The organism is Nitrobacter sp. 62-13, from assembly GCF_001896955.1.
GTDB lineage: Bacteria > Pseudomonadota > Alphaproteobacteria > Rhizobiales > Xanthobacteraceae > Nitrobacter.
This window is the reverse complement of the sequence record NZ_MKRN01000097.1, coordinates 1-12878: the sequence shown is the minus strand read 5'-3', so window position 1 is coordinate 12878 and position 12878 is coordinate 1. Positions and strand designations below refer to the sequence as shown.

Sequence of the window (12878 nt, the reverse complement as noted above, 5' to 3'; positions counted from 1 at the left end):
TCGCGATTCGCGGCCTTGATGATCACTTCCTCATAGACCAGTCCGCGCAGCGACGTGGTGATCGCCGGCGTATCGGGATCCCACATCCCGGTATCGCACACCAGGGCGAAGTCCGCGGCAAGGTCGCTCTTGTTCTGTTCGAGGAACGGCCCGAAGTTTTTCGAGCCGACCTCCTCCTCGCCCTCGATCAGCATCGTCACGTCGAGCGGCAGCGATCCCGCCACCGACATCCAGGCGCGGCAGGCCTCGACAAACGTCATCAACTGGCCCTTGTCGTCCTCCGCGCCGCGCGCCACGATGATCTTGCGGCCGTCGGCATGGCTCGTCACCGCCGGTTCGAACGGCGGCCGATGCCACAAGTCCAGCGGATCGACCGGCTGAACGTCGTAGTGGCCATAGAACAGGACGTGCGGCCGCGATCCGGTGTTGCCGTTGCTCCTGGCGACGATCGCCGGATGCCCCGCCGTCGGGCGGACCTCGGCGGCAAATTTCAGCGTCGCGATATCTTTGGCAAGATGATCGGCCGCCGCCCTGCAGTCGTCGGCGAAGGCCGGATCCGCGGAGATCGACTTGATGCGCAGCAGCGCGAACAGCCGCTCCAGGCTGTTGTCGAAATCGGCATCGATGTGGTCGAGGACCGTCTGCAGTTGCGATGTGCCGGACATTTTGTTTTTCCTCGAGTTGCGGGTCGGTCGAACAAGTTCTCAAAATTTTTCCGTCGGCGCGAGCGAATGCGGATCGTTCGCCCGTAACGGACGACGGATGTGCCACGCCAAGGCGGCGATCAGAACAAACGTCGCAGCGAGGTTGTTGCCGGCGGCTTGAAGAATCTTCGGAAAGAACGGCAGCGACAACGCCATCAGCGCAAACGACAGCGCAAGCGCCGCGCCGGACATCGCCTGCGCTTTCGGCCGTGGATCGAACGCGGCACGATGAAACAGCACCGTGAGCGGAAAGAACAGCCACACGAAGTAATACTGACGCGCCAGGGGCGAAGCGATCGTCATCAGGCAGAGCAGGATTCCGACTTCCTCGGCGGTCGACCTCGACGTCATCTTCGAGCGCGCCGGAATGATGCCGATGAAGCCGAGCCCGATCGCGGCAAAGAGGGCGAGCACGATCCAGTTCGCCGTCTTGTAATCGAGATCGGCGACGTTCATGTATTGCGCGGGTTTGGCCGGATCGATCTGGTTGTAGTTGATCGGACGCACAAGGCGATGCGTGACGGCGATGATCGACTGGTTCACCCATGACCAGTTCTGCGCCTCGCGCTGCCCGAACCCCTGTTCCGAATTCGACCCCACCATGCCACGATACCACGTGGCGAGTTCGGAGACGTTGCGCTCGAAGCCGCGGATCGGAGCCGGCGCCAGAAACAGGAAAATGCCGAGGCACGCGATCATGCTGGTCGCGCTGGCCCATCGACGGCGCCACACCAGATAGGGCAGCACGGCGACGGGAAAGACCTTGATGGCCGCCGCGAGCGCGAACATGCCTCCGGACAGCCATTCGCGCTTCTGCCAGAGCCAGCGAAAGCCGAGCAGCATCATGGCGAGAAGAACCAGGTTGGGCTGGCCGAGATCGAACATGTCGAAGACGAAGGTGATCGTCACGATGCCCGGCAGGGCCTCAAGCCACGGGTCTGGCGTTCTGCCCGATCCGGTCATCTCATTGGAGAGTTGCGCCGTCATCCACCATGCCACGGCATTGAGAAGGCACAGCCCGAGATACAGCGGGATTTTTCCGAACCAGCTCGGCACGGCGAGCAGGATCGCCGACCACGGCGGGTACAGGAAGGCAAACCCCTCGTTCGATCCTTTCGGATATAGATCGCCGCCCTGCAGCACCTGCTGTCCGGCCCAGTACCACAGCGGATAGTCCTTGGTCTTGCCGTGCCCCCAGATCTCGGGGACCAGGACGTCGGCCGTCAGCACGACGCACGCCGCAAGAAACAGGACATCCAGCGGACGCCGAAGTGATGGCCATCTCAGCACGAGCGTTTTTCCGTTATCGCCGCGGCAACATCTTCGGCGCGTCTTGCGTTATCAGAAGCGGCCCCACCTGCAAACCGTTGCCGACGCGCTACCGCCGCAGCAGTCCTCCGAGCGCGCCGCGCACCAGCGCGCGGCCGACCGAGCCTCCGAGCGAGCCGCCGACCGACTTGCCGAGATCGGAGACGATTCCTCCGACCACCTTGTTGGTGACGGTGCGCGTGACGCTGCGCGCGACCACCTGTCCCGTCGACAGTTTGCCGCGCGGCGTGTTGGTGCCGAACACGGTGCCGACGATCGATCCGATCTGGCCGAGAATTCCGCCTTCCGCCGGCGCATCGGCGGTCGCCGCAGTCCCGGCGACCCGCTTCTGAAGCACCTCGTAAGCGGATTCGGAATCGATCGCGGTGTCGTACTTCCCCTTCACCGGGCTGTTATTCATGATGGTCTTGCGTTCTTCGGCAGTGATCGGACCGATCCGCGCCGATGGCGGCCGCACCATCACGCGTTCGACCACGGCCGGCGTGCCATTGCCTTCCAGGAACGACACCAACGCTTCGCCCTTGCCAAGCTCGGTGATCACCTGCGCCGTGTTCAGCTTCGGGTTGGGCCGGAACGTCTGCGCGGCGGCCGCGACCGCCTTCTGGTCGCGCGGCGTGAAGGCGCGCAGCGCATGCTGCACCCGGTTGCCGAGCTGGGCCAGCACCTTGTCAGGAACGTCGATCGGATTCTGGGTGACGAAATAGACCCCGACGCCCTTGGAGCGAATCAGGCGCACCACCTGCTCGATCTTGTCCATCAGCGCCTTGGGCGCATCGTTGAACAGGAGGTGGGCTTCGTCGAAAAAGAACACGAGCTTCGGCTTCGGCGGGTCGCCGACCTCGGGCAGATGCTCGAACAGCTCCGACAACATCCACAGCAGGAACGTCGCATAGAGTTTCGGGCTTTGCATCAGCCTGTCAGCGACCAGGATGTTGATCATTCCCCGGCCGTCACGATCCGTCAGCATGAAATCGTCCAACGACAGCGCGGGCTCGCCGAAAAACTTGTCGCCGCCCTGGTTTTCCAGCACCAGGAGCTGGCGCTGGATGGTTCCGACCGTCTGTTTCGAAACGTTGCCGTACTGCGTCGTCAGATCAGCCGCATGCTCGGCGATGAAGGCTAGAATGGCCCGCAGATCCTTCATGTCGAGCAGCAGCAGCCCCTGTTCATCCGGCACTCGGAAAGCGACGTTGAGCACGCCCTCCTGCACGTCGTTCAGATCCATCATGCGGGACAGCAGCAGCGGACCCATTTCCGAGACGGTTGCGCGAACCGGATGGCCCTGCTCGCCGAAAACGTCCCAGAAAATCGTCGAGAATTGATCGGGCTGGAAAGTCAGCCCCATATCCTTGGCGCGCTTGAGGATGAAATCCTTGGCCTCGCCGGGCTCGGAGACACCCGACAGGTCGCCTTTGATGTCGGCGGCGAATACCGGCACGCCGGCGCGAGAAAATCCCTCCGCCATCACCTGAAGCGATACGGTTTTTCCGGTTCCGGTGGCGCCGGTGACAAGACCGTGTCGATTGGCGAGACTTAGCGTCAGCCATGCTGGCTGCTCGCCTTTGCCGATGAAAATGCTGTGATCGGTATCGCCGATCCCGGTCGCGGTTTCCGCCATGATCGCCTCTTCGTGATCGCGTCGTCGAGCAGCCTTATTCTACTTCATGTTTTGCACCGATTGAAACCGGCGAACAGCCGCGAGGCGCTCGAAAATCATTACGCCGAACCAACGCAAATCAAGTCGTAGCTGTGTACCTCTCCTGCAATGACGCGCGAGCATGACGTTTTGTGCATGAATCGAGCATCCGGTCTTGCATCTCGGCAACACTCGTCACGCGATTGAAGCTCAATCGCCGTTTGTTCTGTCTCGTCGCTTGTATTTCGCGGCGCAGGAGTAGCAAGATGAAATCATAAACAATGAGCCGGCGAGCAACCGGCGGAGGCGGGGTACCATGAACGAACTGGTCGAGCGGCGTGCCGCGAGAGCGGGCACCGAGGCCGCTGTCGCGCGCGTAACCTTCGGCACGATTATGGACTTCCGGTGCAAGGAAGGTCCGGCCGGCAAAGTTCAATCATTGAACGGTACGAGAGCTGGCGCGCAAGACGACGTCGAACGGACACTGTCGACACGTTGGGCCTTCGCCGATTCGCATCAAGCGCCTTCGTATTGCTGAACCCATGACATACCCCATCTCCAAGCTAGAAGGTCTGAGCGCCATCGACGCCAAGAAGCTGAGGTCCGTCGGCATCAGGACGACCGATGCCTACCTGGAGGCGGCCAGCACGTCGAGAGGCCGCAAGGCACTCGCCGCCAAGACCGGGTTCAGCGAGCAGCAACTGCTGGAGTGGGCCAATCTCGCCGACTACATGCGTATCCCGGGGATGGGCAACGGCAAGACCAAGCTGCTGCGCGCGGCCGGCGTCACCACGGTGCGGGAGCTTACGCATCGCAATCCCGCCCGCCTGGCTCAGGCCATGAAGGATGTGAACACCAAGCGCAATCTCGTCAGCGTTCTGCCGTCGGAAAAGTCGATCGGCGATCTGATCGCGCAGGCTCGCAAGCTCCCGCTCAAGATCACCTATTGAGCCGTCCTTCCCGGCTTGCCCGGCAGTTATGATTTTGCGTGGCTCGGACGAGCCATGTTCCTGCCCGCATGCTCCGGATCCGCGACCAAGGACCTGCTTCGACGTAGAGGCCGGTCAGCGCGCTCGACCGTTCCACGCTGACATGCCGCTGCATCCTCGATCCCCGGAGCGGACGACCCTTCCGAGTTCTCACAAGGCTGCGTGAAAGAATGCGCGAGTCGCGCGCGCGGCTTGATGACGGTCACGCTATCCTCACCGATACCGGCAAGATGCGATGGCATCGAACGCTCCGTTGCGCGGTTCGGATTGTAATCAAAACCTCCATATTCCGTGAACCACAAAGCAATCCGAGTGAACTACTGGAGGCGCCGGATAAGTTTATTATCCGTCGATAATTTCATGCAAAAGCAGAGGAATATTATGCTGAAAGGCGAACGTATAAGTGAACTGAAGAGATTTCCCCGCACCATACGAATTGCAGAGCCCGGCGATCCAGACTTGGATGTATTGCAGCTTCTGCCGGGCAAGTGGAAAAACACGAAGAAACTGCTGGGGCGCGGGTATAATATGATTGCGTTGCCTTTCGCGTCGTCAGACTTTCCCTTCAATTATCGCCTCATGATCAATCAGTACAACGAGGTGCTGAACTTCACCATCGTCGACAAAGGCGTCAAGAATCGAGGCATTTCCCGCGAGGGCGGGATATTCAACGCCGACCAGGTTGTCGTCGCGCTGGACTACGAACAGCACATCAAGCAATCGGCGGCTGACGACTTTCCAAACAGCGGTCTGGCCGGCGGTGCCGATCTCGATATCCACCACGAGCCCGGCTTGTGGTTATTCATGACCAACGAGACCGACAAGCGCAGCAGCCTGGCCCGTCTGGCGTCCGTCCCGCATGGCGACTCGGTGCTGGCGCTTGGAGCCGGGCATGTTTCCAACAGCGCTCCTGTGATACCTCAGATCAGCGGGCTGCCTACGGGAGTCAACGCTGCGGACAAGGCAGCCTATCTCGCGCCCTTCGATCACTTCGAGCAAAATCCGTTCAAGGGCAACACGACCGATCCCAGGTACCCCGGCGCACATCCGGGTTTTGCCGGCTTCAATCCCAAAGACCCGAGCGCGTTGCTGCGGAATGTGATTCCTGGAACGATACATCGCACAACCGAACTGCGCGTCAGCACCCGCCTCGACTCCGGCGGAATCGTCAACATTCCATTTATCACCAAGCAAGCGAACGCCTCGGAGATGAATTCGATCTTCTGGATCGTGGAGGCCGAGGAAGGCCATACGCGCAAGACTTATCTCCAGTATCTGCAGGTCGTGACGCTCGACTTCTTCGATCGATTCTTCGACGAGGGCAATAACCGGGGCGACGGGATGCCGGGGCCTGCGCACTGGCCGCATATCAGCATCAACACCATGGAGAAGGTGGCGGGACCCAACGCCGAAATGATCGGAGGCCAGCCTACTCCGGAGTGACGTGGGCCTCTGCCATGAATGACAAAGGCCCGCCCGCACGGGTGGGCCTTTGTTCGAGCCGCCATGCCCGGCTTCATGCCGCGCATCCGCCTTGACACCATGTCCGGGACCGCGCAAAGCCACCGCATGGCGGCGGCCCCTTCCATATCCAGCCCTGTGGCGGATGACACAACACGTCATCCGCTGCTTCGCAAGCTGCTCTCACGGCCCTATCCGGCCGTCATGGGCGTCTTGAACATCACTCCCGATTCCTTCTCCGACGGCGGTCAATTCATCGCGCCGGACCGAGCGCTGGCGCAGGCGCGCCGCATGATGGCGGAAGGAGCCGACATCATCGATGTCGGCGCGGAATCCACCCGTCCCTACGGCTCGCAACCGGTCTCGCACGACGAGGAGATCCGGCGGCTGGAGCCGGTGCTGGCCGCTATCGTTGCGCTGGGCACGCCGGTGTCCATCGACAGCATGAAGTCCCAGGTCGTGGCCTGGGCGCTCGAAGCTGGCGTTGCGATCGCCAACGACGTGTGGGGTCTGCAGCGCGATCCGGACATGGCGAGCGTGGTCGCCGCGCGCGATGTGCCCGTTATCGTCATGCACAACCGCGACAAGCCCGACGCCACCCTCGACATCATGCGGGATATGGCGGCGTTTTTCGAACGATCACTGACCATCGCGGCGAAAGCCGGAATTCCCGATGGCCACATCGTCCTCGATCCGGGCATCGGCTTCGGCAAAACGCAGGAACAGAGCATGATCGCGCTGGCCCGTCTCGACGAACTGCGGACGTTCGGCCTGCCGGTTCTGGTGGGCGCGTCGCGCAAGCGCTTCATCGACACGGTGGTGCCGTCGGAACCGAAGGAACGGCTCGGCGGTTCGCTCGCCGCGCATCTGATCGCGGCACGAGGCGGCGCGCGGATCATCCGCACGCACGACGTGGCGGACACGGTGCAGGCGCTGCGCGTGGCCCACGCCATCGATGCCACAAGGTAATCAGGGATCATCGGACATGACCGATACGATCTTCATTCGCGGCCTCGTGATCCACGCACAGCACGGCGTCATGAAGCACGAGACCGAGGTCGGCCAGCGCTTCGTGATGGACATTGAGCTTTCGACCGATCTTTCCGAGTCCTCCCGCACCGACCGCCTTGCCGATACGGTATCCTATGCCGGCGTCGTGGCGACGGCCAGCGCCGCATTCAAGGATGCCAACTACAAGCTGCTCGAACGCGCGGCGGGCGCGGTCGCCGATGCGGTGCTGGCGGCCTTTCCCCGTGTGAGCACGATCAAGGTCACCGTGCACAAGCCCCATGCGCCGATCGCGGCGATCTTCGACGACGTCGGCATCACCCTCACCCGCGGCAGGGACTAGCTGCCGCTATGGCCAGCGTGCTGATCGCGCTCGGCGGCAACGTCGGAGACGTCCGCCAGACCTTCCGCAAGGCCATCGCCAACATCTGCGGCATGGCGCAGGCCGTTCTCGTCGCACGCTCCTCCGACTACGCCACCCCGCCCTGGGGCGACGAAAATCAGGACCGCTTCGTCAACGCCTGCATCGAGATCGAGACCCGCCTCGATCCGCACGCGCTGCTGTACACGCTGCACAAGATCGAGAAGAAGTTCGGCCGGGATCGCGGCAAGGAAACCCGCTGGGGCCCGCGCACGCTGGACCTCGACCTGATCGCCTATGGCGATGCCGTCCTCGACCGGCCGGAACTGAAGCTGCCGCATCCGCGTCTGTTCGAACGCGCCTTCGTGCTGGTTCCGCTCGCCGAGATCGCGCCGGATCGCATGATCGCGGGACGAACGCCGGCCGAGGGGCTGGCCACCGTGTCGACAGCGGGGATCGAGCGTCTGCCCGACCTCGACTGACCTGACCGTCAACGCTCGGCCGAAAACGACCGTTTGGCATGTCCGCCGCGTCATGGCATTTTGAGGCGGATCACCGGCTCCATGCACCGAGCGCACGATGCCTTCCGCTGCCGACGACATTCATTCCGATCTGCCGCTGGCTGCCGATTTTCCGCCTGCCACGGCGGACGACTGGCGCAAGCTCGTCGACGGCGTGCTGAAAGGCGCGCCGTTCGAGACGCTGGTCGCAAAGACCTATGACGATCTCGCGATCGAGCCGATCTATGCCCGTGCGACAGGCGCGCGCGCGATCGCCGGCCGCGCCGCTGCAATGCCCTGGCAGGTGATGCAGCGGATCGATCATCCCGACGCGGCGCAGGCCAACGCGCAGGCCCGGCACGAGCTTGAAAACGGCGCGACCGGCCTGACGCTGGTGTTCGCCGACGCCACCGGCGCTCGCGGCTTTGGACTATCGCCGACCGCCGAGGCCGTCGCAAAAGTTCTCGATGGCGTTTTTCTCGATGCAGGTATTTCAGTCGATTTGCAGACCGGGCCGCAGTCGCGCGCGATCGCCCTGCATATCGCCGATTACATCAGGACCAAAGGAGCAGACCCCTCGGCCTGCGACATCCGCTTCGGCCTCGATCCGCTCGGCGCCTGCGCGGCATCGGGATCGAGCCCCTCGCCCTGGAGCGACATCGCTCCGGCGGCTGCCGACACCGCGAAGAAGCTCGCCGCCATGGGCTTCCGCGGTCCCTTCCTCGTCGCCGACGGCCGGGTGATCCACGACGCCGGCGGATCGGAGGCGCAGGAACTCGCCTTCGCCCTCGCATCACTGGTCGCATATCTCCGTGCGCTCGAAAGCGCCGGCATCGATCTCGATGACGCGCGGGGCATGATCTATGCGAGGCTTGCCGCCGACGCCGACCAGTTTCTGACGCTGGCCAAATTCCGTGCGTTGCGGCTGTTGTGGACACAGGTGGAGCAAGCGTGCGGCCTCGCGCCGAAGCCGTTATTCGTCGCCGCCGAAACCGCGTGGCGGATGCTGACGCAACGCGATCCTTACGTGAACATGCTGCGCGCCACCATAGCTGCGTTTTCGGCCGGGCTCGGCGGCGCGGACAGCCTGACCGTGCTGCCGCATACGCTGGCGCTGGGCCTGCCGGATGATTTCGCGCGCCGCATCGCCCGCAACACGCAGCTCATCCTGCTGGAGGAATCCAATCTCGCCAAAGTGGCCGACCCGGCGGCGGGCTCGGGCGGCGTCGAAACGCTGACACGGCAGCTTTGCGAAGCGGCCTGGACGCAGTTTCAGGATATCGAGAAAGCCGGCAGCGCATTCGCGGCCCTGACGCAGAACCTGATCCAGCGCGACGTTGCAGCGACGCGCGCGGCGCACGAGGCCAATGTCGCAAAACGCCGCGACGTACTCACCGGCGCCAGCGAGTTTCCAAACCTGCAGGAAAAGCCGGCGGCCGTGCTCGACGCCGACCCGTATGCGCCTGTGCCATGCGGCGACGCAAAGATCGCCTTCGATGCGCTGACGCCGATGCGGCTCGCCGCGCCGTTCGAACGGCTGCGCGACCGCTCTGACGCATGGCTGAAGTCCACCGGCGCGCGGCCGAAGGTCTTCCTCGCCACGCTGGGCACCGCCGCCGACTTCACCGCGCGCGCGACCTTTGCCCGGAGTTTTTTCGAGACCGGCGGCATCGAGGCGATCGATCCGCCTGCGCCACTTCCAGCCGGAGACCCTGTCGCCATCGCCGCCGCCTTCGAGGCATCCGGCGCACAACTGGTCTGCCTGTGCTCCTCGGACGAGGTCTATGCGGATCATGCGAGCCCCGCCGCGCAGGCCTTACATGCCGAAGGCGCACGCCATATCTATCTGGCAGGCACGCCGGGAGGGCTGCAAACCGCGCTGCGGTCGGCCGGCGTGCAGGATTTCATTTTCGCGGGCGTCGATGCCCTCGCGGTGTTGAACGATGCCTGGCGGCAACTGGAGCGACAATGAGCGAGCAGGTGAAACCGTCGCTGACCGGCGGGTGCCAGTGCGGCGCGATCCGATTTGCGCTGACGGCCGCGCCGATGCGGATCAGCATCTGCCATTGCCGCATGTGCCAGAAGGCCACCGGCGCACCGTTTGCGTCTTTCGCCGATATCCCGCGCGAGAACTTCCGCTGGACCAAAGGCCCGCCGGCGACGTTTCGCTCGTCCTCGATTGCGGAACGCGCGTTCTGCGCCGCCTGCGGTACGCCGTTGAGCTTCAGCCGCATCGGCGGTCCGTGCATCGAGATCATGACCGGCACGTTCGATCGGCCGGATTTGCTCGTGCCGACCCGGCAATACGGCACCGAGTCTCGACTCGGCTGGGTCGCGACCATCGTCAACCTGCCGAGCCATACCACCATGGAAAACTACGGGACGGAGAAGATGGCGAGCATCATCAACCATCAGCACCCGGACCATGACTGAGCGACGATGACCCGCATTCCGAATTTCGCCAACGTCGCCTTCGAGCCGGTCGCGCCTCCCGCCGCCGGCGGCAGCGCCGAACCGTCCGCGGAATTGTGGCTCACTCCCGAGGGCATCCCGGTCAAATCCGCCTATAGCGAAGCCGATCTCGACGGCATCGACTTCCTCGACACATGGCCCGGCATCGCGCCTTACCTGCGCGGCCCCTACCCGACCATGTACGTCAACCAGCCCTGGACCATCAGGCAATATGCGGGCTTCTCCACGGCGGAGGACTCCAACGCCTTCTATCGCCGCAACCTCGCCGCCGGACAGAAGGGCCTGTCGGTCGCCTTCGACCTCGCCACCCATCGCGGCTACGACTCCGATCATCCGCGCGTCGCCGGCGACGTCGGCATGGCGGGGGTGGCGATCGATTCCATCTACGACATGCGCACGCTGTTCGACGGCATTCCGCTCGACAAGATGAGCGTGTCGATGACCATGAACGGCGCGGTGCTGCCGGTGCTGGCGCTTTACGTCGTCGCCGCCGAGGAACAGGGCGTTCCGCCGGAAAAACTCTCCGGCACGATCCAGAACGACATCCTCAAAGAATTCATGGTGCGGAATACCTACATTTATCCGCCCGCGCCGTCGCTGCGCATCATCTCCGATATCTTTGCCTACACCTCGGCGCATATGCCGAAGTTCAACTCGATCTCGATCTCCGGCTATCACATGCAGGAAGCCGGTGCGACGCAGGATCTCGAACTCGCCTATACGCTCGCCGACGGCGTCGAATATGTCCGCACCGGCATCAAGGCCGGGCTGACCATCGACCAGTTTGCGCCGCGCCTCTCGTTCTTCTGGGCGATCGGCATGAATTATTTCATGGAGATCGCCAAGCTGCGCGCCGCGCGTCTCCTGTGGGCGAAGCTGATCAAGCCGTTCGAGCCCAAGGATGCACGGTCGCTGTCGCTGCGCACGCATTCGCAGACGTCCGGCTGGTCGCTGACGGCGCAGGACGTGTTCAACAACGTGCCGCGCACCATGATCGAGGCGATGGCGGCGACGCAGGGCCACACCCAGTCGCTGCACACCAACGCGCTCGACGAGGCGCTCGCGCTGCCGACCGACTTCTCGGCGCGCATTGCGCGCAACACGCAGATCCTGCTGCAGCAGGAAAGCGGCACGACGCGCATCGCCGATCCGTGGGGTGGCTCCTATTATGTCGAGCGATTGACCTACGATCTCGCTCGCAAGGCGTGGGATCATATCCAGGAGGTCGAAGACCTCGGCGGCATGACCAAGGCGATCGAGGCCGGCATTCCGAAACTGCGGATCGAGGAAGCGGCCGCGAAGACGCAGGCGCGTATCGACGCCGGCCATCAGTCGGTGATCGGCGTCAACAAATATCGTCCCGAGAACGAAGCACCACTCGACGTGCTCAAGGTCGACAACACCGCCGTAAGCGCCAAGCAGATCGAGAAGCTCAACCGGCTCAAGGCCGAGCGCGATCCGGCTGCGGTGAAGGACACACTCTCGGCGCTGACCCGCGCAGCCAAAGGCGGCAACGGCAATCTGCTCGCGCTTGCCATCGACGCGGCGCGCGCCAAGGCGACCGTCGGCGAAATTTCCTCGGCGCTCGAAGCGGTCTATGGCCGCCATCGCGCCGAGATCAAGGCGATCACCGGCGTCTACAAGCGGGAGGTCGGCATGACCGGCGCTGTCGAACAGGTGCGCAAACTGGTCGAGGCATTCGAGGCGGCGGAAGGCCGCCGCCCTCGCCTGCTGGTCGCCAAGATCGGTCAGGACGGCCACGATCGCGGCCAGAAGGTGATCGCCTCGGCGTTCGCCGATCTCGGCTTCGACGTCGATATCGGCCCGCTGTTCGCGACACCGACGGAAGCCGCGCGGCAGGCAGTAGAGAACGACGTGCATGTGCTTGGCGTCTCCTCGCTCGCCGCCGCGCATCTCACGCTGGTGCCGGAACTGAAAGCCGAACTCGCCAAGCAGGGTCGCGGCGACATCATGGTCGTGGTCGGCGGCGTCGTGCCGCCACAGGATTACGATGCGCTTTTTAAATCCGGCGCCGAGGCGATCTTTCCGCCCGGCACCGTGATCGCCGAAGCCGCCGTCGATCTGCTGCGCAAGCTCGCCAAGCATCTCGGCCACACCCAAGAGGCGGCGGAGTGAGCGACCGCCTTGTCCGGCTCGCCGCGCTGTCTCTGATCGGGCTGGCGACGTTCCTGCCTGCGGGCAGCGCTGATGCCCAGCCGAAGCGCGCTGTCACCTCGTCCAATTTCGCCGAGATCAAGGTCTCGCTCGACGAGACCATCAAGGGCCTGCCGAAGCTCGCCGCCGACTGCCGGCGCGAGGGTGACCGCTGGGCCGCCAAATGGCGCAAGGACGCCGCCAAGGCGTTGCGCGAGGAGGCTTATATCCGCGAGAACGGCGTGCATTGGGCGCTGGAGCGCG

The 12878-nt window shown here is 63.7% G+C and carries 12 protein-coding genes and 1 pseudogene; 10 read left to right on the top strand and 3 right to left on the bottom strand.

The features are described from left to right. The 3 genes from BGN91_RS08680 to BGN91_RS08670 form a co-directional block, all read right to left on the bottom strand. A partial coding sequence (locus tag BGN91_RS08680) for a M20/M25/M40 family metallo-hydrolase (RefSeq protein WP_292612305.1) occupies window positions 1-665 on the bottom strand: 665 nt, incomplete at its 3' end. 39 nt (window positions 666-704) lie between these two features. Then, a complete protein-coding gene (locus BGN91_RS08675) occupies window positions 705-1994 on the bottom strand; it encodes a glycosyltransferase family 87 protein (RefSeq protein ID WP_292612303.1) in 1290 nt (429 codons plus the stop codon). A gap of 88 nt (window positions 1995-2082) precedes the next feature. Continuing rightward, window positions 2083-3651, bottom strand: coding sequence for a helicase HerA-like C-terminal domain-containing protein (locus BGN91_RS08670; protein WP_292612301.1), 1569 nt, complete (start codon window positions 3649-3651; stop codon window positions 2083-2085). A gap of 334 nt (window positions 3652-3985) precedes the next feature. Between BGN91_RS08670 and BGN91_RS08665 the strand changes: the two genes are divergently transcribed. From BGN91_RS08665 to BGN91_RS08620, 10 genes and pseudogenes are all read left to right on the top strand, one after another. Continuing rightward, window positions 3986-4207 carry a hypothetical protein gene (locus BGN91_RS08665; RefSeq protein ID WP_292612299.1) on the top strand — a complete coding sequence of 74 codons (222 nt, stop codon included), beginning with the start codon at window positions 3986-3988 and terminating at the stop codon, window positions 4205-4207. 4 nt (window positions 4208-4211) lie between these two features. After that, the gene (locus BGN91_RS08660) at window positions 4212-4619 is read left to right on the top strand and encodes a DUF4332 domain-containing protein (protein ID WP_292612297.1); all 408 of its coding nucleotides are present in this window, start codon (window positions 4212-4214) and stop codon (window positions 4617-4619) included. 330 nt (window positions 4620-4949) lie between these two features. After that, window positions 4950-6101 (top strand): heme-binding protein, encoded by a 1152-nt coding sequence (locus BGN91_RS08655; protein WP_292612295.1) that lies wholly within the window; start codon window positions 4950-4952, stop codon window positions 6099-6101. Between the two features lie 126 nt (window positions 6102-6227). Further along, window positions 6228-7088, top strand: coding sequence for a dihydropteroate synthase (gene folP / locus BGN91_RS08650; protein ID WP_292612306.1), 861 nt, complete (start codon window positions 6228-6230; stop codon window positions 7086-7088). Between the two features lie 16 nt (window positions 7089-7104). Further along, window positions 7105-7470, top strand: a complete 366-nt coding sequence (folB, locus tag BGN91_RS08645) for a dihydroneopterin aldolase (protein WP_292612294.1) — start codon at window positions 7105-7107, stop codon at window positions 7468-7470. An 8-nt stretch (window positions 7471-7478) separates the two neighbouring features. Beyond that, a complete protein-coding gene (gene folK, locus BGN91_RS08640) occupies window positions 7479-7970 on the top strand; it encodes a 2-amino-4-hydroxy-6-hydroxymethyldihydropteridine diphosphokinase (protein ID WP_292612292.1) in 492 nt (163 codons plus the stop codon). 97 nt (window positions 7971-8067) lie between these two features. After that, window positions 8068-9960: a methylmalonyl-CoA mutase family protein gene (locus BGN91_RS08635; protein ID WP_292612290.1), complete on the top strand. Its 1893-nt coding sequence runs from the start codon at window positions 8068-8070 to the stop codon at window positions 9958-9960. Beyond that, window positions 9957-10421, top strand: coding sequence for a GFA family protein (locus tag BGN91_RS08630; protein ID WP_292612288.1), 465 nt, complete (start codon window positions 9957-9959; stop codon window positions 10419-10421). The genes BGN91_RS08635 and BGN91_RS08630 overlap by 4 nt, the downstream gene beginning before the upstream one ends. Before the next feature lie 6 nt (window positions 10422-10427). Further along, entirely contained in the window at window positions 10428-12596 is a 2169-nt protein-coding gene (gene scpA / locus BGN91_RS08625) for a methylmalonyl-CoA mutase (RefSeq protein ID WP_292612286.1), read from the top strand. Then, a pseudogene (locus BGN91_RS08620) lies at window positions 12593-12878 on the top strand (hypothetical protein); the annotation flags it as partial. The gene scpA and the pseudogene BGN91_RS08620, both read left to right, overlap by 4 nt.